The 20,460-nt window shown below is 61.2% G+C and carries 20 protein-coding genes; 9 read left to right on the top strand and 11 right to left on the bottom strand.

What is annotated here, in order from left to right; all coding sequences use genetic code 11:
- Nucleotides 1-24: 24 nt before the first annotated feature.
- From JYP46_RS16995 to JYP46_RS16950, 10 genes are all read right to left on the bottom strand, one after another.
- Nucleotides 25-801, bottom strand: coding sequence for a molybdopterin-synthase adenylyltransferase MoeB (locus JYP46_RS16995; RefSeq protein WP_206548777.1), 777 nt, complete (start codon nt 799-801; stop codon nt 25-27).
- A 31-nt stretch (nt 802-832) separates the two neighbouring features.
- Nucleotides 833-1,999, bottom strand: a complete 1,167-nt coding sequence (recF, locus tag JYP46_RS16990; protein ID WP_206548776.1) for a DNA replication/repair protein RecF — start codon at nt 1,997-1,999, stop codon at nt 833-835.
- 17 nt (nt 2,000-2,016) lie between these two features.
- Complete coding sequence (gene dnaN / locus JYP46_RS16985; protein WP_206544368.1) at nt 2,017-3,135, bottom strand: DNA polymerase III subunit beta; 1,119 nt, start codon at nt 3,133-3,135, stop codon at nt 2,017-2,019.
- 302 nt (nt 3,136-3,437) lie between these two features.
- Nucleotides 3,438-4,943, bottom strand: coding sequence for a chromosomal replication initiator protein DnaA (gene dnaA / locus JYP46_RS16980; protein ID WP_222474204.1), 1,506 nt, complete (start codon nt 4,941-4,943; stop codon nt 3,438-3,440).
- A gap of 910 nt (nt 4,944-5,853) precedes the next feature.
- The gene (rpsT, locus tag JYP46_RS16975; protein WP_113153839.1) at nt 5,854-6,120 is read right to left on the bottom strand and encodes a 30S ribosomal protein S20; all 267 of its coding nucleotides are present in this window, start codon (nt 6,118-6,120) and stop codon (nt 5,854-5,856) included.
- Between the two features lie 224 nt (nt 6,121-6,344).
- Nucleotides 6,345-7,118 (bottom strand): enoyl-CoA hydratase, encoded by a 774-nt coding sequence (locus JYP46_RS16970; protein WP_113153840.1) that lies wholly within the window; start codon nt 7,116-7,118, stop codon nt 6,345-6,347.
- A gap of 33 nt (nt 7,119-7,151) precedes the next feature.
- A complete protein-coding gene (gene mutM / locus JYP46_RS16965; RefSeq protein WP_206544370.1) occupies nt 7,152-8,048 on the bottom strand; it encodes a bifunctional DNA-formamidopyrimidine glycosylase/DNA-(apurinic or apyrimidinic site) lyase in 897 nt (298 codons plus the stop codon).
- A 266-nt stretch (nt 8,049-8,314) separates the two neighbouring features.
- Nucleotides 8,315-8,944 carry a TadE/TadG family type IV pilus assembly protein gene (locus JYP46_RS16960; protein WP_206548775.1) on the bottom strand — a complete coding sequence of 210 codons (630 nt, stop codon included), beginning with the start codon at nt 8,942-8,944 and terminating at the stop codon, nt 8,315-8,317.
- 38 nt (nt 8,945-8,982) lie between these two features.
- Nucleotides 8,983-9,531: a TadE/TadG family type IV pilus assembly protein gene (locus JYP46_RS16955; protein WP_206544372.1), complete on the bottom strand. Its 549-nt coding sequence runs from the start codon at nt 9,529-9,531 to the stop codon at nt 8,983-8,985.
- Between the two features lie 145 nt (nt 9,532-9,676).
- Entirely contained in the window at nt 9,677-10,090 is a 414-nt protein-coding gene (locus tag JYP46_RS16950) for a pilus assembly protein N-terminal domain-containing protein (protein ID WP_222474203.1), read from the bottom strand.
- A 353-nt stretch (nt 10,091-10,443) separates the two neighbouring features.
- Here JYP46_RS16950 and JYP46_RS16945 point away from each other — a divergent pair, with 353 nt between their 5' ends.
- The 9 genes from JYP46_RS16945 to JYP46_RS16905 all read left to right on the top strand — a co-directional run bounded on the left by JYP46_RS16945 (nt 10,444) and on the right by JYP46_RS16905 (nt 19,549).
- Nucleotides 10,444-10,629, top strand: coding sequence for a Flp family type IVb pilin (locus JYP46_RS16945; RefSeq protein WP_206544777.1), 186 nt, complete (start codon nt 10,444-10,446; stop codon nt 10,627-10,629).
- 152 nt (nt 10,630-10,781) lie between these two features.
- The gene (locus tag JYP46_RS16940) at nt 10,782-11,303 is read left to right on the top strand and encodes an A24 family peptidase (RefSeq protein ID WP_206548774.1); all 522 of its coding nucleotides are present in this window, start codon (nt 10,782-10,784) and stop codon (nt 11,301-11,303) included.
- A 201-nt stretch (nt 11,304-11,504) separates the two neighbouring features.
- Nucleotides 11,505-12,320, top strand: a complete 816-nt coding sequence (gene cpaB / locus JYP46_RS16935; protein WP_206548773.1) for a Flp pilus assembly protein CpaB — start codon at nt 11,505-11,507, stop codon at nt 12,318-12,320.
- Between the two features lie 62 nt (nt 12,321-12,382).
- Nucleotides 12,383-13,912, top strand: coding sequence for a type II and III secretion system protein family protein (locus JYP46_RS16930; protein ID WP_206548772.1), 1,530 nt, complete (start codon nt 12,383-12,385; stop codon nt 13,910-13,912).
- A gap of 14 nt (nt 13,913-13,926) precedes the next feature.
- Nucleotides 13,927-14,670, top strand: a complete 744-nt coding sequence (locus tag JYP46_RS16925; RefSeq protein WP_206544377.1) for a CpaD family pilus assembly protein — start codon at nt 13,927-13,929, stop codon at nt 14,668-14,670.
- 20 nt (nt 14,671-14,690) lie between these two features.
- A complete protein-coding gene (locus tag JYP46_RS16920) occupies nt 14,691-15,968 on the top strand; it encodes a CpaE/TadZ family protein (protein ID WP_206548771.1) in 1,278 nt (425 codons plus the stop codon).
- Between the two features lie 106 nt (nt 15,969-16,074).
- Entirely contained in the window at nt 16,075-17,499 is a 1,425-nt protein-coding gene (locus JYP46_RS16915) for a TadA family conjugal transfer-associated ATPase (RefSeq protein WP_222474219.1), read from the top strand.
- Nucleotides 17,500-17,542: 43 nt separating this feature from the next.
- Entirely contained in the window at nt 17,543-18,556 is a 1,014-nt protein-coding gene (locus JYP46_RS16910; RefSeq protein WP_206544380.1) for a type II secretion system F family protein, read from the top strand.
- Nucleotides 18,557-18,559: 3 nt separating this feature from the next.
- Nucleotides 18,560-19,549, top strand: a complete 990-nt coding sequence (locus JYP46_RS16905; RefSeq protein ID WP_206544381.1) for a type II secretion system F family protein — start codon at nt 18,560-18,562, stop codon at nt 19,547-19,549.
- Between the two features lie 75 nt (nt 19,550-19,624).
- Here JYP46_RS16905 and JYP46_RS16900 read toward each other — a convergent pair whose 3' ends face one another.
- Nucleotides 19,625-20,449: a tetratricopeptide repeat protein gene (locus tag JYP46_RS16900; RefSeq protein WP_206544382.1), complete on the bottom strand. Its 825-nt coding sequence runs from the start codon at nt 20,447-20,449 to the stop codon at nt 19,625-19,627.
- Between the last annotated feature and the right edge of the window lie 11 nt (nt 20,450-20,460).

Raw genomic sequence — 20,460 nt, 5'->3', positions numbered from 1 at the left:
CACTGCAACGGGTAAGCGGTAATCTCAGCCCGCACGCCGCCGGTATTTCACTGTTTCAAAACGGGCTGCCAGCGCATCGTAAAGCAGTAGGCGGCCGATCAGCGGTTCACCCGCTCCGGTGATCAGCTTGATCACCTCCATCGCCTCCAGCGTTCCCATCACGCCGGTCAGCGCGCCGACAATGCCGGCTTCCGCGCAGCTTGGCACCAGTCCCGCCGGCGGCGGTTCGGGAAAGAGATGGCGATAGCCCGGCAGCGGGTTGCCGTCGCCGTCCCGCTCGAAGGGCTTGAGCACGGTCAGCGACCCGTCGAAGCGGCCCACCGCCGCCGTCACGAGCGGGCGCTCCACCGCCGCGCATGTGTCGGCCAGAAGGTAGCGCGTGGCGAAATTGTCCGAGCCGTCCACCACGATGTCATAGGCGGCGATGATGCCGGCCGCATTCTCCTCATCAAGCCGCTTCACATGCGTTTCGACCGTCACATGCGGGTTGATGCGGAGAATGCTTGCCCGGGCGCTCTCCACCTTTTCCATGCCGACACTGCCCGTGTCGTGGATCACCTGGCGCTGCAGGTTGGAGAGCGACACCGTGTCGTCGTCGATCACGCCCAGCGTGCCTATGCCGGCAGCCGCCAGATAGCTCAGAACCGGTGCGCCGAGCCCGCCTGCGCCGATCACCAGAACCCGCGCCTTCTTGAGCTTCTGCTGCCCGGCTCCGCCGATCTCCGGCAGAACGATATGGCGGGCATAGCGCTCCAGCTCGGTGTCGGAAAGGGCGGTGGGGGATGTGTTTGTCTCGGTCATGCGGCGATCTTATCCAGCAGGAGAGAGGGTGTCAGCGTGGTTCGTGGATCGCGCCGGTCGATACGGAGAAAAACTGCGCGCGGCCTTCGATGGCCGAGAACAGGCTTGCCTCCGTGCCGGTCATGAAGGCCTGACAGTTCAGCTCTTCCAGAATCGAGAAGAGCGCTGCCCGCCGGTCCGGGTCGAAATGCGCGGAGATCTCGTCCAGCAGAAGGATGGGCGCGCTGCCCGAAAGCTCGCCGGTCAGGCGCGCGTGAGCGAGAATCAGCCCCACGAGCAGCGCCTTCTGCTCGCCGGTGGAACAGCGTGCGGCGGGCATGTCCTTGGGCACGTGCCGCACCAGAAGCTCGCTGCGGTGCGGGCCTTCCAGCGTGCGCCCGGCAGCGCGGTCGCGCGGGCGGTGGTCGCGCAGGAGCCGGCGGAACATTTCCTCGACATCCACGGCGGCGTTCCGGCCGATCTCCGCATCGATCGTGCCTTCGAGCGCAATCTCGGCGGTGGGGAAGGGGCCATCGGCGGGCAGGCGCTCATTCATCGCCGCCAGAAGGCGCACCATCTCGGCGCGGGCAGCTGCAATCGCCACGCCGGTTTCGGCCATCTGGGTCTCGATGGCGTCGAACCAGCCGGCGTCGCGCGAATCCTCCGACAGAAGGCGGTTGCGCGCCCGCATTGCCTTCTCATAGTCGAGCGCGCGACGGCCATGGGCCGGGTCAATGGCCAGAACGAGACGGTCGAGGAAGCGGCGGCGGTCGCCGGCAGGCCCGGTAAACAGCGCATCCATGGCCGGTGTCAGCCACAGGACGCGCACCCATTCGAGCATGGCGTCGGCGGTTCGCGCGGTTTCGCCATTGATGCGCAGGCGGCGGCCGGTTTCAGCGCCCGGCTGCATTCCGGCAGTGCCGGTGCCTATCTCGCATTCGCCGAAAGGCCCTTCAAGCCTTGCATGGATGGCAAAGCCCGTTTCAGCGCCTACGCGCGCAACATCGTCGAACTTGGCGCGGCGCAGGCCACGGCCGGGGGAGAGGAAGGAAACGGCTTCGAGCAGGTTCGTCTTGCCGGCGCCGTTCTCGCCGGTCAAAACCACGGCGCCCGGCGCGAGATCCAGCGCCAGGGCGTGATAATTGCGGAAGTCGGTCAGGCTAAGCCTGGTTACGTGAACCTGGGCTACGGGCTGCCTGCCGGATGTCTGCTCGACCAAGGGAGAGCCATCGACGCCTAGACGCGCATCGGCATCAGAACGTAGAGCGTGCTTTCGTCGCCTTCATCCTGCACGAGGGTCGGCGAACCGGCATCGGCCAGGAGGAAGCGTGCATTGCCGCCCGAAAGCTGCGCCGCCACATCCAGAAGATAGCGGGCGTTGAAGCCGATCTCGATGGGGTCGGATTCGTAATCCGCCGCCAGCTCTTCCGTTGCCGAGCCCGAATCCGGGTTGTTGACGGTGAGCGTCACCTGGCCCTCGGCGATGGTCAGCTTCACGGCGCGACCGCGCTCGGAAGAGATGGTCGAAACGCGGTCCACGGCAGAAGCGAAGGTCTGGCGGTCGATCACCAGCTGCTTGTCATTGCCGGTCGGGATCACGCGCTGATAGTCGGGGAAGGTGCCGTCGATCAGCTTCGAAGTCAGGATCACGCTGCCGATTGTGAAGCGGATCTTCGTGTCCGAAAGCTCAACCGTCACGGCCACGTCAGGCGCGTCCACCAGCTTCTGCAGCTCACCCACGGTCTTGCGCGGGATGATGATGCCCGGCATGCCTTCGGAGCCGGCCGGCGCTTCCATCTCGGCGCGTGCAAGGCGGTGTCCGTCGGTTGCCACGGAGCGCAGCTTGAGGCTGCCCTCGGACTCGATCGTGTGCAGGAAGATACCGTTCAGATAATAGCGCGTCTCCTCGGTGGAGATGGCGAACTGCGTCTTCTCGATCAGCGCCTTCAGATCAGCCGAGTCGAGGCGGAAGATGTGCGAGAAATTGCCGGCGGAAAGCTCGGGGAAGTCAGACTGCGGCAGGCACTGGAGGCGGAAGCTGGAACGTCCGGCCATCACCGACATGGCATTGCCGTCTTCGTCCGTCTTCAGCATCACCTCTGCGCCGTCCGGCAGCTTGCGCACGATGTCGTAGAGCAGGTGCGCGGGCACGGTCGTCGCGCCGGCCTGCTCGATTGTCGCGCCCGCAGCCTCGGTCACTTCGAGGTCGAGGTCGGTCGCCTTCAATTGCAGGCTCGCGCCGTCAGCGCTCAGAAGCACGTTGGACAGAATCGGGATGGTGTTGCGGCGCTCCACCACGCGATGAACATGGTTCAGGGACTTCAAAAGGGTGGAGCGTTCCAGAATAACACGCATGACCAATCAATCTCACTTGAATGAAGAATAGCCCGGCAAACATGACGCATGTCCAGGACAGCCGTGAACAGGCTTGATTTGACCCAAAATGACAGGAAATCAACGGGAAACGCAAGCCTGTCATGGGCTTACGCGCTCGTTCGCCGCGCATTCTGGGGAAAAGAAGGCTCCTGGCGGCGTTGCGCCGCGCCGCCCTGGCTGCGATGCGCCCCCTGCCGGGAACAAAAGAGCGCTTTTCCGGCTGGCGGCGGCGCTCCAAAAGGAAAATGCCGGCAGGCTCGAAAACCTGCCGGCCTGTCCGGTTAAGCCTGGTCGCTGATCAGGCGCTTCAGGAGTTCGATCTCCTGTGCAAGCTGCCTGTCGCCATCGGTCAGACCCTCGATCTTGCGCACCGCATGCAGCACCGTCGTGTGGTCACGCCCGCCGAAGCGGCGGCCGATCTCGGGCAGCGAGCGCGGCGTCATGACCTTGGAGAGGTACATGGCCACCTGGCGCGGTTTCACGATGGTCCGCGTGCGGCGGTTGGACAGAAGCTCCGTCTTCGACACGTTGTAGTGCCGTGCGACGATGCGCTGGATGTCCTCGATGCGCACACGCTTGGGCTCGCCTGCACGGCACACATGGCCGAGTATCTCGTCGATCCGGTCAATGGTGATCTGCGGCTCGAAGGAGTGGCGGAACAGAAGCTGGTTGAACGCGCCTTCCAGTTCGCGACCGCTGCCGGTCACGGAACGTGCGACATGGACCAGGATCTCCTCCGGGATATCCAGCGATGCGTCCTCGGCCTGCGCGCTCTCAAGGCGCTGCTTCAGGATCGAAAGGCGCATGGCGAAATCCGGTGCGCCGATCTCCAGCGAAACGCCGCCATTGAGGCGCGACTTCACGCGCGGCTCAAGCGATTCCAGCTCTGAGGGCGGCCGGTCTGCGGCCACCACCACCTGACGGGCACTGTCGAGCAGCATGTTCAGGAGATGGCAGAACTCGTTCTGGATCGACTTGCCCTGCAGGAACTGCATGTCATCGATGATGAGAAGATCGATGTCGCGCAGCTGCTCCTTCAGGGTCAGCGCATTGTTGTCGCGGATCGCGGTTGCGAAGCGCCACATGAAGTATTCCGCCGTCAGGTAGACGACACGGGCCTGCGGCTTGCGGCGCAGCGATTCTGCGGCGATTGCCTGCAGCATGTGCGTCTTGCCGAGGCCGACGGATGCGTGGAGAAACAGCGGGTTGAAGCGAACTGCATTGGAATCGGATTCCGCAACAGTGCGCGCCGCCGCGCATGCCACGCGGTTGGATGTGCCCTCGATGAGGGATTCAAACGTGTACCGGCTATCGAGAGGGGACCCCAGAATGTTGGAGCGTCCCTCAAGGTCCGGCATCTGCGCGGGAGCGGACCGTGCGGCCGGGTTCGCCGAAAGCGTTCCCGTGGCCAGTGCGGTCTGCGGCCGGGTCGAAACCTTGCGCGCTGCCGCCGGCTTGCTGTCCTGGGAGGTGCGTACATTGCGCGTTGCCGTGCGTACGACGATCTCCACCTTCAGCGTGTCTGGCGATTCTTTCTTCCAGAGCTCGGTAATGAGGTCCAGATAATGCCCGTTGATCCAAGAGCGCAGGAAGGCGGTCGGAACCGAGATGCGCACGGAGCCCTTGGAGGCTTCCATGAGCTTCATACGACCGAACCAGCTGGAGTAGACCTCACTGCCCAGACGTGCACGGAGCTGCGTTTTCACGCGCTCGAATACTGCGTCGGAAGGTCCTGCCTTGCTGTCGCTGTTGCCTGCTTCTTTGGTCTCAGTGTCCTTCTGAGACATCTGCTCTTGAAAAGAAAATCCCCCCGAAACTTCCCTTTCAGCGCCGCTTTGCATTCCTTGTGTCCCTGTCGCTTTGAGTGGTGTTTTTACGGAAGAGCCCACCTGAGTTAATTGCCCCTGCTCATTCCGTATCTTTTTGATTGGTGTGTTTGTTCCAGTCAGTGTTGCTCGTCTGACTTTCGGCCCCAAACGCTCCTTTTGCTTTCTACAGACGTAAACTGCAGTTCCAATTAATGTGCGCAGCCACCGGATGATAAAATCGCCGGCGGCAGCATAGCCTTGCGCTCGCTTGAGCAAGTGGCGCGGATGCGCCTCGATCGGTCCCCGACAGACAAGCGGGCAGGGCTGTTTCGAGAGCGCACGAAGCCCCTGCGCAGAATCGGGATTCCGCGTTTCAGTAGGTGCCGATTTGGGCTTAAATTCGTTGGGCTCTGTCCGCCCTCTCGATGGCCTGACATTACCGAAATCCTTGTGGAAAGGGCAAGGGCGAGACTGCCGCTTTTTTGTCGAATCTGCTCTTGTTTCCCGCGCTGAAATCGGCATCGCCCAAGGGGTGTGGCGATAAGCTGTTTGGATTCAAGAGCCTTTTTCATTTGCCGCGTGACCGAGTCGGGGCGGAAAAAAATCTCAAAAAATAACTTGACATTTCAGGGTCTCTCCGGCGTCGGGGATGACATGGATAACCTGTGGATAAAGGTTTGTAAAACACTGAAATAAAAGGGGAATATCGAATGACGACCGTTGGGTGGCGTTCGATATGTGACGGCTTTTCACGATTCCCGGCCGTCTTCCTTCAAGAAAAGAAAAAGGCCGGTCTCAAACGTCGGTGACGTGCTGAGAGCCAACCTTTTGATGGGCAAAGAAAAACCCGGCACATGGCCGGGTTTCTCAGGAATATCTAAGCGATATATCAGGCGCTAAGCGATTTCACGCGCGCGGCAAGGCGGGACACTTTCCGCGATGCCGTGTTGCGGTGAAGGACGCCCTTGCCGGCAGCGCGCATCAGCTCGGGCTGTGCTGCCTTGAAGGCGGTTTCCGCTGCAGCCTTGTCGCCAGCGGCCAGCGCTTCTTCGACCTTGCGAACGAAGCTGCGCACGCGCGAGCGACGGTTCTTGTTAACCGCAGTACGGCGAGCAATCTTGCGAACCGCCTTCTTGGCCGAAGTCGTGTTGGCCATGTTTCCTCTCTCGTCTCTACAGATTTTGCCGCGAAGTCTCTCGCGGACGCAAAACAAAAAGGGCAGCCGCAGGGCCACCACAGTCGTGGCGGCTTATAGTAGAGCTTTCGGGCAACGTCAACGCCTATTGCCCTTCAAACCGCCCCGGACTGCATGTCTGCGGCCAACCGGCCGCCTCAGGTGCGGTTCCGCAGCATTGCCGCGGAACCTGATGGCCGCACTTCTCAGCGATTCTTGAAGTTCGCGGAGCGCTTTTCGGTGAACGCCGACATGCCTTCCTTCTGGTCGTCCAGGGCAAACATGGCGTGGAACACGCGCCGTTCGAACCGCAGGCCTTCGGCAAGCGTCGTCTCGTAGGCGCGGTTGACGGCTTCCTTGGTCATCATCACGGCCGGAAGCGAGAAATCGGCGATCTTGTCGGCGGCCTTGAGCGCCTCCTCGATCAACTCGCCCGGCGGAACCACGCGCGACACGAGGCCGGAGCGTTCCGCCTCGGCGGCGTCCATCATGCGGCCGGTCAGGCACATATCCATCGCCTTGGACTTGCCGACAAAGCGGGTGAGGCGCTGAGAGCCGCCCATGCCGGGCATGACGCCGAGCGTGATCTCGGGCTGGCCGAACTTTGCGTTGTCCGCCGCGATGATGAAATCGCACATCATGGCCAGCTCGCAACCGCCGCCGAGCGCATAGCCCGAAACCGCCGCAATGACCGGCTTGCGCACGCGCGTCAGCCCTTCCCAGCCGGCAAAGAGGTCTTCCAGATAGGCGTCGACATAGTTCTTCGAGGCCATTTCCTTGATGTCGGCGCCGGCGGCAAAGGCCTTCTCCGAACCGGTGAGCACGATGGCGCCAACGCGCGGGTTCTCGTCAAAGGCTTTAGCCGCTGCGACGACTTCCTCGAGCACCTTCGAGTTCAGGGCGTTGAGCGCTTTGGGGCGGTTCAGCGTGATCAATCCCACGCGCTCCCGCGTTTCCACCAGGATCGTTTCATAGGCCATGGTCTGTTTTCCTCTCCGTGTTCGTGAAAAGAGCTAGCGCTGGCAGGACGGGCAGAAGAATGTGGAGCGCCCGGCCTGAACGATCCGCCGGACCGTGCCGCCGCATTCTTCGCGCTGGCAGGGTTGTCCCTCCCGGTCATAGACCTTGAAGGCGTGCTGGAAATATCCAAGCGAGCCATCCGCCTTCACATAGTCGCGCAATGATGAGCCGCCGGCTGCAATCGCCTCGGCAATGACCGCGCGAATGGCAGTGGCGAGCCGCTCGCACCGCTCAGACGTTCCGCGCTTCGAAACGATGGACGCGGCTGTGCGCCTTGGTGAGAGCCGGGCGCGCCACAGCGCCTCGCACACATAGATGTTGCCCAGCCCAGCGATGATGCGTTGATCGAGCAGTGCCGCTTTCAGGGACGTTTTCTTTCCACGCAGGCGTTCCGCCAGTTCCGCACCGTCCAGCGCATTGCCCGTCGGTTCGATCCCGAGTCCGGCCAGAAGCGGGTGACTGTCGAGCCGTCCATCGTCATGTAAGAGCATGAAGCCAAAACGGCGCGGGTCGTTGTAGACGACGCGAATATTGCGCCCGTCGACGCCTTTCAGGTGGAAAACGGCATGATCGTGTTTCTCGGCCTTCGAGCGTTCATGATGAAACTTGCCGGGGGCGGGGTGTTCCTCTTCCTCATCCTGATCGACGCGGAACGAGCCGGACATGCCGAGATGGCAAAGCACCACGTCGGAGGTTTCCAGGTGGATGAGCAGGTACTTTGCGCGGCGGCCAAGAGCGATGATCTCCTGACCGGCGAGACGCTTGTTGAAATCCGGCGGAAACGGAAAACGCAGGTTCGGACGGCGCAGCTCGACGGAATCGATATGCGCCCCCTCCATGACCGGCTGCAGCCCACGGCGGACCGTTTCGACCTCTGGCAATTCAGGCATGTGTGGAATGCTCGCTGAAGAAGTATGGGCTCTGATGCCGGGCACGCGGCTGAGGGAGCGGTATCCTGCAAGCGCCGTAAAGCGTTGAACTGCCCCGCAGGAGGCAGTTCACGCCGGTCGAGCCGGAGCTTTCATGAATGAAAAGGAATGCGCGCGCCATGCCCGGTTCTCATTGCTCCCGTTCACCAAGACATAGAAGGGTGGCCGGGGCTTTGCAATCGGACAGAACATCGCCCTTTGGCGATCATAAACGGGCAGGCGCGTATTCAGCAGTCCGAGCAGGGAATGGAGCTGCTCATGCGTGGGCGCAGATAGTAGCGCTCGCTCATCTGCAGATTGTCGAGACCCGCCATCGCGGTGATGCCGAGCGACTTCTGACCATTGCTCGACCAGGTGATGATCGGCTTATAACCAAGCGATGTGGTCGCCCTGATATAGAACGCCCCCTTTTTCATGAGTTCCTGGGGGATCGTGGTGTTGCTGCCCTTGGGCAGGCCCGGCCCTGTGGAGCCGTCCTTCAGCTCACGCGACCAGGCAATCTTCGCTTGCGGCGTGTCTTCATCCGTCACTTCGATCGCGGTCAGGGTGATGGTTGGCTCGGAGCGGTTGTAAGGCTTCATGATCGCGCCGCCGATCTTCATGATCGCATCGGCCTCGCTCGGCGTGATCGATGGCTGCTGGGCTGCCAGATCGCCGATCATGCTGGCGGCGCGGCTTATCTTCTTGTTGGCGTTGATCGCCTGACCGAATTCCAGGGTCAGGAAATACATGGCGAACAGGATCGGCGCGACGATCGCGAATTCGATGGCCGCCACGCCGCGTCTGTCGCGCAGGAAGTCGCGTATTGCAATCATGAGCCCCATCCTGCCGCCGTCCGTCTTCTGGTGGTGTTTCATCTCGGTTTCCCCGCGCCTCTGCCAGAGTTTCGACTGCATCAGAATGGCTCGTTCTGCCAGGTGCTGGTCGAGTAGAGCAGCATCTTCCCGTCCGGCAGCCGCTCGGCCAGAATGTTGGTCACCACGGGCCAGTGGTAGAAGACGCGCAGCATGTTTTTGGAGAGTGCCGGTCCCAGATCGACATCGGTGTCGTAGGAGCCGTCGGCACTGAAACCGAGTGCGGATTTGGCGGCGTCCTCGAATGTGTCGAACTGGCGAAGATCGACTTCAAGGCCGGGACAGGTGTTCGACATGAGGATGGAGATGCGATCGCAGATCAGCTGGCGGAGCTTGGTCTCGTCGAGCGTTGCACGCTGCTCCTGTCCTGTCCGGAAAAGCCGCGCTACGTCATCAGTTGCGTTGGTCAGCAATTGCTGCGCTGCAAAGGCGATGCTGGATTCCAGGATCACGAAGATCAGAAAGAAGAAGGGTATGCCGAGAAAGGCGAACTCGATGGCCGTCGCGCCTTCGTCGTTCTTGATGAAGCGCCGTAAGACGCGGCGTCCCAGACGCGCTCCGATACCGTTCTGCTTTTTCCGTTCGCCCATTTCCGGCCCCTGAGGTGAAAACCCAACGGGACGAACATTAGCGCGTTCAGGTTGCATTCCGGTTTTGACGACCAGTCGAATTGAAGCGCAAGGTTTCAGGTTTTGTAAACCATGCGCCTGCCGCTTTTCGAAAAGCGGGGAGGTGCTACTGGCTGGAGTTCAGCTCGGCTTCGGAAAGGCGTTCGGCCTCGGTCTTGTAGGCGCTCTCGCAATAGGGCGTGCAGGACAGCGTCTGCACATTGGCGCGGCGATAGATGCGAACCGAATCCACGGTCTGCCGGCTGACCACCACCTGCTCGTCAACGACGGGTTGCCCGTCAATGTCGAGCACGACGAGGTTGGTCACGCCGAAGCCCTTGCCGGTGAGAACGATCGTGGTGGCGTCCTGCACGGCGGCGTCCGCAATTTCCGGGTTGCCGATGACGATCGTGTCGGCAGGGCGGGCCAGCTTCACGATCTTCGCCTGGTTCATCACCACTTCGATGGAGGATGTGTCTGCGAGGGTTGTGGCTGGCATCGCGACCAGTCCCGCAAGCAGTGCGACCGATTTCAAGGCCATTCCGGATTTCGAAAATGCGTGGCGCATCGCCCTGCTCCCCAAGTCAAGCTGAAGAGACCATGAACCATATTGGTGAACCAAGGGTTAAGTACGCCGCCCCGTGGTTGCAGAACCGGTCGCAGAGAGCCGCCCCGTGCGGGTATATATATAATGTCACAAAACGGCTCTGGGTTGCGTATGTGTGATTATACAACTGTTAACCATTGAGGGCGCTTTGGGGCGGCAAGGTTTTGGTAAGGGTGTTTCTTAAGCTGGTTGAAAGAGCTCCTTCGTATGTTCTGCACATCCGATCAACACACGAAAAAACGTTGACGGTCTTGCTGAACAAAAACGCGGAAGAGGAGTTTTACAAAATGGCTAATCTGTTTGCACGTTTCCTGAAGGACGAGTCCGGCGCAACCGCAATCGAATACGGTCTGCTTGCCGCTCTGATCGCTGTGGGCATCATCACGGCTGCTGGTAGCCTTGGCACGAGCATCTCGGGTATCTTTGGCGATATCAGCACGCAGCTCGACAATGCTGTACCGGCCGCCAACTGACGCTTTCGGGAGATAGTCTCCCAAATGAAACCGCCTCTCGCAAGGGAGGCGGTTTTTTGTTTCTGGAGCGGTGTCGCAGTCTGTTTCGCTACGCATTTCACCAAGTCTTAAGCCCGCTCGCACAGAATGTTCAAAAATCGGGGCAAGGTCATATGCTTGAAGCGGCAATTTTCGTCATATTTCCATTCTGCATGGTGTTTGCGGCGGTCTCGGACATTCTCTCCATGACCATCGCCAATCGTGTTTCGCTGATCCTTCTGGCGGCCTTTGCCGTCATCGCGCCTTTCACCGGCATGGACTGGGCGCAGATCGGTCTTCACATGGCCGCTGGTGCGCTGGTGCTGAGCGTCACATTCGTTCTGTTCGCGGTTGGCGGCATGGGGGGCGGGGATGCGAAGCTCATGGCGGCCACCGCCGTATGGTTTGGGCTGAGTGTGGCGCTCGTCCAGTATCTTGTCTTCGCGGCGATCTTCGGCGGCGTCCTGACGCTGGCGCTTGTCTATTTCAGGAATTCCCCCCTGGCCCATTTTGCCGGAGGCAATGCGCTTCTGCAGCATCTGGCCAATGGCAAGGCAGGCATTCCCTATGGCATCGCGCTCGGGATTGCGGGGCTGGTCTCCTATCCGGAAACACCGATCATGCAATGGGCCGTTGCCCGACTGGCAGGCGGTTAGTCCTTCGCCCCACGGCTTTGACGGATCGGCAGATACCCTGGTGTTTCACCGGGGTATTTTTTTGGGGAGCGAAGCGGCATCCGATGACCGGTCAACACTAAATTAATAACGTCTGTAAGCTTCACGTTAACCATAATTTGACGATTGGAAGCCCATTCTCCGCTTCACGCAAGGTAAGTCCGAGCACGAGGGGCGGAAGTCATGAGCAAATCCCGGATCGTCATTTTGGGTGTGGCCGTACTGGCTGCTCTCGGCGCCGGATATGTGGCCAAAAACCTGACTGCGCCGCAACCGCAGCAGCCGGCCGTGCAGGCCAGCGTGCCGGAACCGACGGTCGATCTCGTCGATGTGCTGGTCATCGGCCAGGACGTTCCCATGGGCTCGGAACTGGGCAGCGGGCTGAACTGGCAGGCCTGGCCCAGAGAAAACATCAACGCAAACATGATCGTTCGTGACCAGAGCCCCGAGGCTCTGGAGGAACTGCGCAACTCCATCGCCCGCGTGAACCTCTATACGGGCGAGCCGTTGCGGCGTTCCAAGCTGATCGGCGAGGGCATGAGCTTCATGTCGGCGATTCTGCCATCGGGAAAGCGCGCCGTCGCCACGCAGATCGCAGCCGACACGTCGGCCGGTGGCTTCATTCTGCCCAATGATTTCGTTGACGTCATCATGACCCGAAGGGCCGAGGACAAAGATTCGGCCAATGGCTTCATCACCGAGACCATCCTCAAGAACATCAAGATCCTCGCCATCGACCAGACCATTCAGGAAGATGAGGAAGGCCGCCGCGTGAAGGTCGGTGAGACCGCCACGCTGGAGCTCACGCCGGAGCAGGCCGAAATCATCACCGTGGCGCAGCAGATGGCCGACCGCCTTACGCTTTCGCTGAGGGCAATTACCGACACCGGCGAAGAGGCGGACGCCAGCGGCGCTTACCTCGTGTCCGGTCGGGGCCGTGGCAACAGCGTCCGCCTTATCAAGTCGGGTGAAGTGAGCGAAGTGGGGACCCGTAAATGATCAGGCGCGCCAGCAGGGGAACTTCCGTGAAAAATACGGGCGTTAAAAAAACGGGGCGGATTATGGGCACAACATCACGACTGACCGCACGTGTTCTTCTGGGCTGCGCAGCAGCGCTGTCCCTGCAGATCGCCATGCCCGCGAGCGAGGCATATGCGGCGCAGAACACGGTCAAGACGAGGAGCAGCAGCGCCACCCAGCGCATTAAGCTCGGCCTCAACAAGTCGCTGGTGCTGGACCTGCCAAGCGACGCCTATGACATTCTCGTCGCCAATCCGTCCGTTGCAGACGCCGTCACCCGCACTGCACGCCGGATCTATCTGTTCGGCAAGCAGGTGGGCGAAACGAACATCTTCGTCTTCGGAGCGAATGGCGAGCAGATCGCCAGCCTCGACGTTGCGGTCGAGCGCGATGTCGCGGGTCTGGAAGACTATCTGAAACGCTTCATCCCGAACTCCGACATCGATGTCGAACTCATCAACGACAATGTGGTGCTGACCGGAACGGTCGAGACGCCACTTGATGCATCGCGCGCCGCACAGCTGGCGCAGATCTTCGTGACCGGCGGTGAAGCGACAACAGGTCAGTATTCACAGAGCGCCGCCGCGCCGACCGATGGTGGCGGTGTCGCCATCAACAACCCGGACAAACAGCGTCAGCAAAGCCGCATCGTCAACATGCTGCAGATCATCGGCGAGGACCAGGTCACGCTCAAGGTGACGGTCGCCGAGGTCAGCCGCTCCGTCATGAAGCAGCTCGGCGTGAACATGATCGGCTCCGGCAACGTCGACGGCATCACCTGGGGAGCGATCAGTGACAATTTCGCCGGTCTGGGCAAGTCGCTGTCGCACAGTGGCTTCTCTGTCGGCGGCTCGCTGATTGACGCTTATGTCAACGCGATGGAACAGGCAGGTGTCATGAAGACACTGGCCGAACCGGCGCTGACGGCCGTGTCCGGCGAGAAGGCGACGTTCCGGGTCGGCGGCGAGTTCAATCTCGTCAAGGGTGTGAGTTCCGCAGTTTCAGATGAGAACAAGACAGGCGAGACGACGTATGACATTCAGAAAGTCGAATACGGTATCGGCCTTGAGTTCCTGCCGACGGTTCTCTCTGCCGGCCGGATCAGCCTGAAAATCAGGACACAGGTTTCCGAACCCACCACACAGGGCTCGGTTGCGCTTTCTCAGGGCATCCGGTCGAAGGGAACGAACATCATTTCCATCCGCAAGCGACTGGCCGACACCACTGTCGAGTTACCGTCGGGCGGTTCGATGATGATTGCCGGCCTGGTGCAGGACGATGTGCGTCAGGCGTTCACCGGTGTGCCAGGCCTCTCAAAAGTGCCGGTGCTTGGCGCACTGTTCCGGAGCCGCGACTTCGTGCGCAACGAGACCGAACTGGTGATCATCGTCACGCCTTATCTGTCGAAGCCCACGGCGCGCACCGCGCTTGCCAAGCCGGATGACAATTTCACGCCGGCCAGCGATGGCGCGGGCATGTTCCTGGGGCGGGTGAACCGCGTCTACGGAACCATGAAAACCGATCTGCCCAATGGCCGCTATCACGGCGTTGTCGGCTACATCTACAAGTGAGCGGGGAGAAGGTCATGTCGGGGGTGGTCATGATGAAACATGAGACTGGAAATACCGCACGGCTTAAAACGACCGGTGCTGTCCTCCTCATCGGCGCTGCCGCCCTGCTGGCTGGCTGTGCCGCGAAGCGGGACTCGGTGATTGTGGGCTCCATTCCGGATGACTACCGCACCAACCACCCGATCGTGATCTCCGAGAAGGATCAGAAGATCGACCTGCCGGTCGCCGTCTCGGCCAAAAGCATGACGCGTGGTCAGGCCGGCACGCTCGCCGGCTTCATGAGCGGTTATGACCGGCGGTCCGGCGGCACGGTCACGGTGCTGGTTCCGACCGGCTCCGTCAATGAGCGCGGGGCGTCCAACATCGCTTCCCAGATTACGCGGCAGCTGCAGAAACATGGCGTGCCGCCCGAGAACATTGCGGTCGTTTCCTACCGGGCGCCATCGGCAGATACTGCGCCGCCGATCCGCGTGTCCTATCCCGCGATCAGGGCTTCCACCAACCAGTGTGGCCGGTGGCCAGAAGACATTCTCGACACCACGGATAACAAGCATTACGCGAATTTCGGCTGTTCCTATCAGAACAATCTCGCCGCGCAGGTGGCTAATCCCAACGATTTCCTCGGTCCGCGTCAGCAGACGCCCATCGATGCGGAAAACCGGATGGGAGTGATCGACAAGTATCGTGGTTCGGAAAGCAGTTACGAAGCCGGCAAGGTTTCCAAGGAATTCCGCGGCAACCGAGAAGTCCAGTACTAGGCGGGGGCAAGAGGCATAAAATGAGCAATCTGGCCTATGAAACGGATCACGAGGCATTCACTGCGAATGCGCCCGATCCCAATCTGCAGTCCCTTCGCCCGATCCCCAGGATCTCGATCCAGGCGTTTTGCGACACCGAGAGCGTGTCCAATCCGATCGAGCGGGCCGGTGAGGATCGCCGCATGGCGAAAACGCACCTCAAGGTCCACATGGGCGGCGTTGCCACTGCGGTGGAGTTCTACCAGACGGCGGCAACGCCGAACCTGGTGATCGTGGAATCTTCCGCCGAGCCGCGCGAGATGCTCGTCTCGCTGGAGCAGCTTGCCGAAGTCTGCGACCCGAGCACCAAGGTCATCATTGTCGGGCACTACAATGATGTGTGGCTCTATCGTGAGCTGATGCGCGCCGGCATCTCGGAATATGTGGTCGCACCGATCTCGATGGCCGACATTGTGAGCGTCATCGCCAACATCTTTGTCGATCCGACGGCCGAGCCTCTCGGCCATTCCATTGCGTTTGTCGGAGCCAAGGGCGGCGTCGGCTCGTCCACCATCGCGCACAATGTGGCCTGGGCCATTTCCAACCTGTTCGAGAACGAGGTTGTGGTGGCCGACCTGGATCTGCCTTTCGGCACGGCCAACATCAATTTCGATCAGGACCCGCCGCAGGGCATCGCCGAAGCCGTGTTCTCGCCAGAACGGATCGACGAGGTCTATCTCGACCGCCTTCTGTCGCAGTGCGCCGAGCGTCTCTCGCTTCTGGCAGCACCCTCGACACTCGACCGGGTCTATGATTTCGACCCGGAGGCATTTGCCCAGATCATCGACACCACGCAGCGCACCGCGCCGGTTCTGATCCTGGATGTGCCTCACGTCTGGAATGGCTGGACGAGAACGACGCTTGCGCAGGCCGATGAGGTGGTCATCACGGCGACGCCGGATCTGGCCAATCTGCGCAACACGAAAAACCTGATCGACACGCTGAAGCAGTTGCGGCCGAACGACAAGCCGCCGGTGCTGCTGCTCAATCAGGCGGGCATCCCCAAACGTCCGGAAATCTCGCTGGAAGATTTCGCCGAACCGCTCGGCGTGACGCCGGCGGCGACGATCATGTTCGAGCCGCAGCTGTTCGGCAATGCGGCCAATAACGGGCGCATGCTCGGCGAGATGGATGCCAAGAGCCCGATCGTGGAAACGATCAACGAGCTGGCCCATGTGCTGACCGGCCGTCGCGAGGTGAAGCCGCAGAAAAAGAGCGGCCTGTCCAGCATTCTGGAACGGCTGAAACGCAAAAGCTGATACGGATTGGTAGCGTCAGATGTTCGGAAAGAGAGGGGCCGGCGTCCCGCATTCTGCAACGCCGCATATTGAGATCCCGAAACCCGTTTCGGGTGATGCGGCTGTCATGACGCCGGAGCGCCCGGAAGCACCACGGGCCTCCAAACCCGATCTTCCGCCATCCGCCGCCACGGCCAGGCCGCGTCAGGAGCCTGCCCGGACCGAGAAACCTTCATCGGCAAAGCCGGCCTCGTCGACACGCACGCGCAGCGAAGCCTATTACGACACGAAGAGCCAGGTTTTCTCGGCGCTGATCGAGACCATTGACCTCTCGCAGCTCGCCAATCTCGATCCGGACAGTGCGCGTGAGGAAATCCGCGACATCGTCAACGACATCATTGCGATCAAGAATTTCGCGATGTCGATTTCCGAGCAGGAAGAACTGCTTGAGGATATCTGTAACGATGTACTCGGTTACGGCCCGCTGGAACCGCTTCTCGCCCGCGACGACATCGCCGACATCATGGTGAATGGCGCGGAGAGCGTGTACATCGAAGTGAACGGCAAGGTCGAGCAGACCGGCGTGCGCTTCCGCGACAACCAGCAGCTTCTCAACATCTGTCAGCGCATTGTGAGCCAGGTCGGCCGCCGTGTGGATGAGTCGAGCCCGATCTGTGACGCGCGTCTGCCGGACGGTTCGCGTGTCAACGTCATCGCGCCGCCGCTGGCCATTGATGGCGCATCGCTCACCATCCGCAAGTTCAAGAAGGACAAGCTGACGCTCGATCAGCTGGTCCGTTTCGGCGCGATTTCGCCGGAAGGCGCCGAACTCCTCAAGATCATTGGCCGCGTCCGCTGCAACATCCTGATTTCAGGCGGCACGGGTTCGGGCAAGACGACGCTGCTCAACTGCCTGACGAATTTCATCGACGCCGATGAGCGCATCATCACCTGTGAGGACTCCGCAGAGCTTCAGCTCCAGCAGCCGCATGTGGTCCGGCTTGAAACCCGCCCGCCAAATCTGGAAGGCGAGGGCGAGGTGACGATGCGTGACCTGGTGCGCAACTGTCTGCGCATGCGTCCCGAACGCATCATCGTCGGCGAGGTGCGCGGATCGGAGGTGTTCGACCTTTTGCAGGCAATGAACACCGGTCACGACGGTTCCATGGGAACCATTCACGCCAACAATCCACGCGAGTGTTTGAACCGTATCGAATCCATGGTCGCCATGGGCGGTTTCACGCTGCCGCAGCGCACCGTGCGCGAGATCGTCGTCGGTTCGGTGGACGTGATCATTCAGGCGAGCCGCCTGCGCGATGGTTCGCGCCGCATCACGCACATCACCGAGGTGATCGGCATGGAAGGCGATGTGATCATCACGCAGGACCTGATGCTCTACGACATGAAGGGCGAGGACGCGAACGGCAAGATCATCGGCGATCATGTCTCGACCGGCATCGCCCGCCCGCACTTCTGGGATCGCGCCCGCTATTACGGTGAGGAGCAGCGCCTCGCGACGGCGCTGGAGGGCATGGAAAGGAAGACTGGCTGACATGACCGCAGCTTCCGATTTCTCAGGCGACAGGGGGTAGGCGATGTTCGGCCTGGACATAACCATGATCGCCTTCATTCTGCTGGCCGGTTGCAGCGCCGGGGCGGTGGCCTATGCGCTGATGTTCAACAACATCGCCAGCGAAAAGAAGGTCGACCGCCGGCTTGAAACGGTCAAGAAGGCGCAGACCGACCAGTCCGCGATCAAGGCATCGCGGGATCGCGTCGCCGAAGTGGCGAAGCGGCGCAAATCCATTCAGGATTCGCTCAAGGAACTCGACGACCGGCAGAAGAAGCGCGACAGCAAGGTTCGCAAGCCGCCGCTGAAAATGCAGCTGAAACAGGCCGGCATGGAGATCACGCCGGAGCGCTTTCATGTCGTTTCGGGCGTCAGTGGCGTGGTTCTCACGCTCATTGCCTTCATCCTCGGCGTGCCGCTTCTGGTCCTGCCTGGCATTCTGATCGTGGGCGTGCTCGGGTTTCCGCGCTGGTTCGTCGCCTTCAAGCGGCGCAGCCGCGTGAAAGCCTTCCTCAACGAGTTCCCGAACGCGCTCGATGTGATCGTGCGTGCGGTCAAATCCGGTCTGCCCATCAATGACGGTATTCGCCTGATCGCCAGTGAATCGCAGGAGCCTGTCCGCACGGAGTTCCGGCGCATCGTTGAGGCCCAGCAGATGGGCATCTCAACCCCTGAAGCCTGCCTGCGCATGGGGGAGACCATGCCCTGCCCTGAAGCAAATTTCTTCGGCATCGTGATCCAGATTCAGGCTCAGGCGGGCGGCAATCTTTCCGAAGCGCTGGCCAACCTTTCGCGGGTGTTGCGCAATCGAAAGAAGATGAAAGCAAAGGTGCAGGCGCTTTCCATGGAAGCCAAGGCATCCGCAGTGATCATCGGCGCCCTGCCGTTTGTCGTTGCGTTCCTGGTCTATCTCACAAGCCCGACCTACATCACCCCGCTCTTCACGACGAGCACCGGGCACCTGATCCTCGGCTTCTCGGGGCTCTGGATGACAATCGGCATTATCGTGATGCGGAACATGATCAATTTCGAGGTTTAGGCAATGCCCGCAGACGCCATTGGAAGTATCATCGATCCGAGTTTCCTGATCGCGATACTGGTCGCGGTCGCGGTTTTTGCGACCGTGTTCACCCTTTTGCCTGCCTTTGGCGGGGACCCGCTCAAATCGCGCATGAAGAATGTGGCGCTGGAGCGCGAGGAACTGCGCGCCCGCCAGCGCGCCCGTCTCGCGGCTGAAGCTGACCAGCGCCGCCGGGGCCTGCGCGAAAAGCAGTCCGTGGGCATGCGGGCCATCGTCGACAAGCTCGATCTGCGCCGCGCGCTTGCCGACGAGACCACCATGGCCAAGCTTCGCACGGCCGGTTTCCGCGGACAGAACCCGCTTACCAAGTTCCTGTTTTTCCGTGCTACGCTGCCTTTCGCCACGCTGGCGCTGGCAGGCATCTACGTTTTCGGCATGGGAGCGCTTCCGGAACAGCCCTTCTTCGTGAAACTGTTCGTCTGCCTCATCGCCGCCTATGCCGGCTTCTATGCACCCGTGCTCTATGTCAGCAATCTGGCGACCAAGCGCAAAAAGTCGATCCAGCTCGCATGGCCCGACGCGCTGGACCTGATGCTGATCTGCGTTGAGTCGGGCATGTCCACCGAGGCTGCGTTCCGCAGGGTCTCGGACGAGATCGGCGCGCAGTCGGTCGCGCTGGCCGAGGAGCTGGTGCTCACCACTGCCGAACTGTCGTTCCTGCAGGAGCGCCGGCAGGCCTATGAGAATTTCGCCGCGCGCACCGGGCTCGAAACCGTCAAGAGCGTCACACAGGCCCTGATCCAGGCGGAACGCTATGGCACGCCCGTCAGCCATGCGCTCCGGGTTCTGGCGGACGAAAGCCGCGAAATGCGCATGAACGAGGCGGAGAAGAAAGCGGCCGCGCTGCCGCCGAAGCTCACCGTTCCGATGATCCTCTTCTTCATCCCCGTGCTGTTCGCCGTCATTCTCGGACCGGCAGGCATCCAGATCAAACAGCAGGGGCTGTTCTAGGGTGCCTGCCTTCAAAGCGCTCAAAAATAAAGGCCGCATCAAGCGGCCTTTTTTCGTGTGCGGTGCGCGGCTGGGTCAGTTGCGCTTTTTCTTCTTGTCGGAAAGCTGACTCCAGGCATTCTGCTGCGAAAGCATGGCGCGCAGATAGGCCACATTGGCCTCTGCCTGATCGGGCGAAAGCTCCTGCCGGGCAAGCTGCTCGGCCTCGCCGAACCGGCCCTGAAGGCCGACCACCAGCGCCAGATTCTGGCGCACGCGGCTGTCTGCGCCGGGGCTCTGCGCCGCCTGACGCATGTAGTGCTCGGCGGATTTGAGATTGCCTTCCAAGAGATAGGACATGCCCATATTGGAAAGGATGGACGGCTCGTTCGGCTGCAGGTTAAGCGCCCGGGTGTAGAGGGCGCGTGCGGCGTCCTTCTGGCCGAGCTGGTCGAGAATCGCACCCTCGGCAGACTGGAGACGCCAGTCCGGATATTCCGGTGTCTGGGCGCGGCGTACGGCGTCGAGCGCCGGCTGTAATTCGCCGGCGGCAGCCAGCGCCTTGCCATAGGCTGCCAGCACCTGGCGATCCTGCGGATGGTCGATGGCGAGCTTGCGCATCACGGCAAGCGACTGATCGGCGCGGCCGGTCATTTGCAGAACCGACGCGTAGCGCAGGGCGGTCGCTTTGTCCTTGGTGTTCTTGGTGTAGGCGCGGCCCAGCGAGTCTGCGGCGCTGCGCAACTGCGGTTCGGTCATGCTGGCCACATTGGTCGCAGCACCTGGCGTGCTTCGGCTGACAGACCCGGTGGTCATCCGGTCCTTGCTGGCGCAGCCGGCGATCGCCGTTGCCATAACGAGCGCCAGGGCCGTCATGGTTATCCTGTTTGCGGTTGCATTCGTGCGCTGTTCGGTAAACATCTGCGCGCGCC

The organism is Nitratireductor aquimarinus (genome assembly GCF_017255295.1).
Taxonomy (GTDB): Bacteria; Pseudomonadota; Alphaproteobacteria; order Rhizobiales; family Rhizobiaceae; genus Nitratireductor; species Nitratireductor aquimarinus.
The sequence above is the reverse complement of the archived record's forward strand: the minus strand, read 5'-3'. Positions and strand labels throughout refer to the sequence as shown.

Coding starts and splice junctions, on each gene's coding strand:
- JYP46_RS16945 (WP_206544777.1), top strand. CDS start 10,444: ATGGCTAATCTGTTTGCACGTTTCCTGAAGGACGAGTCCGGCGCAACC.
- JYP46_RS16930 (WP_206548772.1), top strand. CDS start 12,383: ATGGGCACAACATCACGACTGACCGCACGTGTTCTTCTGGGCTGCGCA.
- cpaB (WP_206548773.1), top strand. CDS start 11,505: ATGAGCAAATCCCGGATCGTCATTTTGGGTGTGGCCGTACTGGCTGCT.
- JYP46_RS16940 (WP_206548774.1), top strand. CDS start 10,782: ATGCTTGAAGCGGCAATTTTCGTCATATTTCCATTCTGCATGGTGTTT.
- JYP46_RS16970 (WP_113153840.1), bottom strand. CDS start 7,118: ATGGCCTATGAAACGATCCTGGTGGAAACGCGGGAGCGCGTGGGATTG.
- rpsT (WP_113153839.1), bottom strand. CDS start 6,120: ATGGCCAACACGACTTCGGCCAAGAAGGCGGTTCGCAAGATTGCTCGC.
- JYP46_RS16925 (WP_206544377.1), top strand. CDS start 13,927: ATGTCGGGGGTGGTCATGATGAAACATGAGACTGGAAATACCGCACGG.
- JYP46_RS16950 (WP_222474203.1), bottom strand. CDS start 10,090: ATGGCCTTGAAATCGGTCGCACTGCTTGCGGGACTGGTCGCGATGCCA.
- dnaA (WP_222474204.1), bottom strand. CDS start 4,943: ATGTCTCAGAAGGACACTGAGACCAAAGAAGCAGGCAACAGCGACAGC.
- mutM (WP_206544370.1), bottom strand. CDS start 8,048: ATGCCTGAATTGCCAGAGGTCGAAACGGTCCGCCGTGGGCTGCAGCCG.
- JYP46_RS16955 (WP_206544372.1), bottom strand. CDS start 9,531: ATGGGCGAACGGAAAAAGCAGAACGGTATCGGAGCGCGTCTGGGACGC.
- JYP46_RS16915 (WP_222474219.1), top strand. CDS start 16,075: ATGACGCCGGAGCGCCCGGAAGCACCACGGGCCTCCAAACCCGATCTT.
- JYP46_RS16900 (WP_206544382.1), bottom strand. CDS start 20,449: ATGTTTACCGAACAGCGCACGAATGCAACCGCAAACAGGATAACCATG.
- JYP46_RS16910 (WP_206544380.1), top strand. CDS start 17,543: ATGTTCGGCCTGGACATAACCATGATCGCCTTCATTCTGCTGGCCGGT.
- dnaN (WP_206544368.1), bottom strand. CDS start 3,135: ATGCGTGTTATTCTGGAACGCTCCACCCTTTTGAAGTCCCTGAACCAT.
- JYP46_RS16995 (WP_206548777.1), bottom strand. CDS start 801: ATGACCGAGACAAACACATCCCCCACCGCCCTTTCCGACACCGAGCTG.
- JYP46_RS16960 (WP_206548775.1), bottom strand. CDS start 8,944: ATGAAACACCACCAGAAGACGGACGGCGGCAGGATGGGGCTCATGATT.
- JYP46_RS16905 (WP_206544381.1), top strand. CDS start 18,560: ATGCCCGCAGACGCCATTGGAAGTATCATCGATCCGAGTTTCCTGATC.
- JYP46_RS16920 (WP_206548771.1), top strand. CDS start 14,691: ATGAGCAATCTGGCCTATGAAACGGATCACGAGGCATTCACTGCGAAT.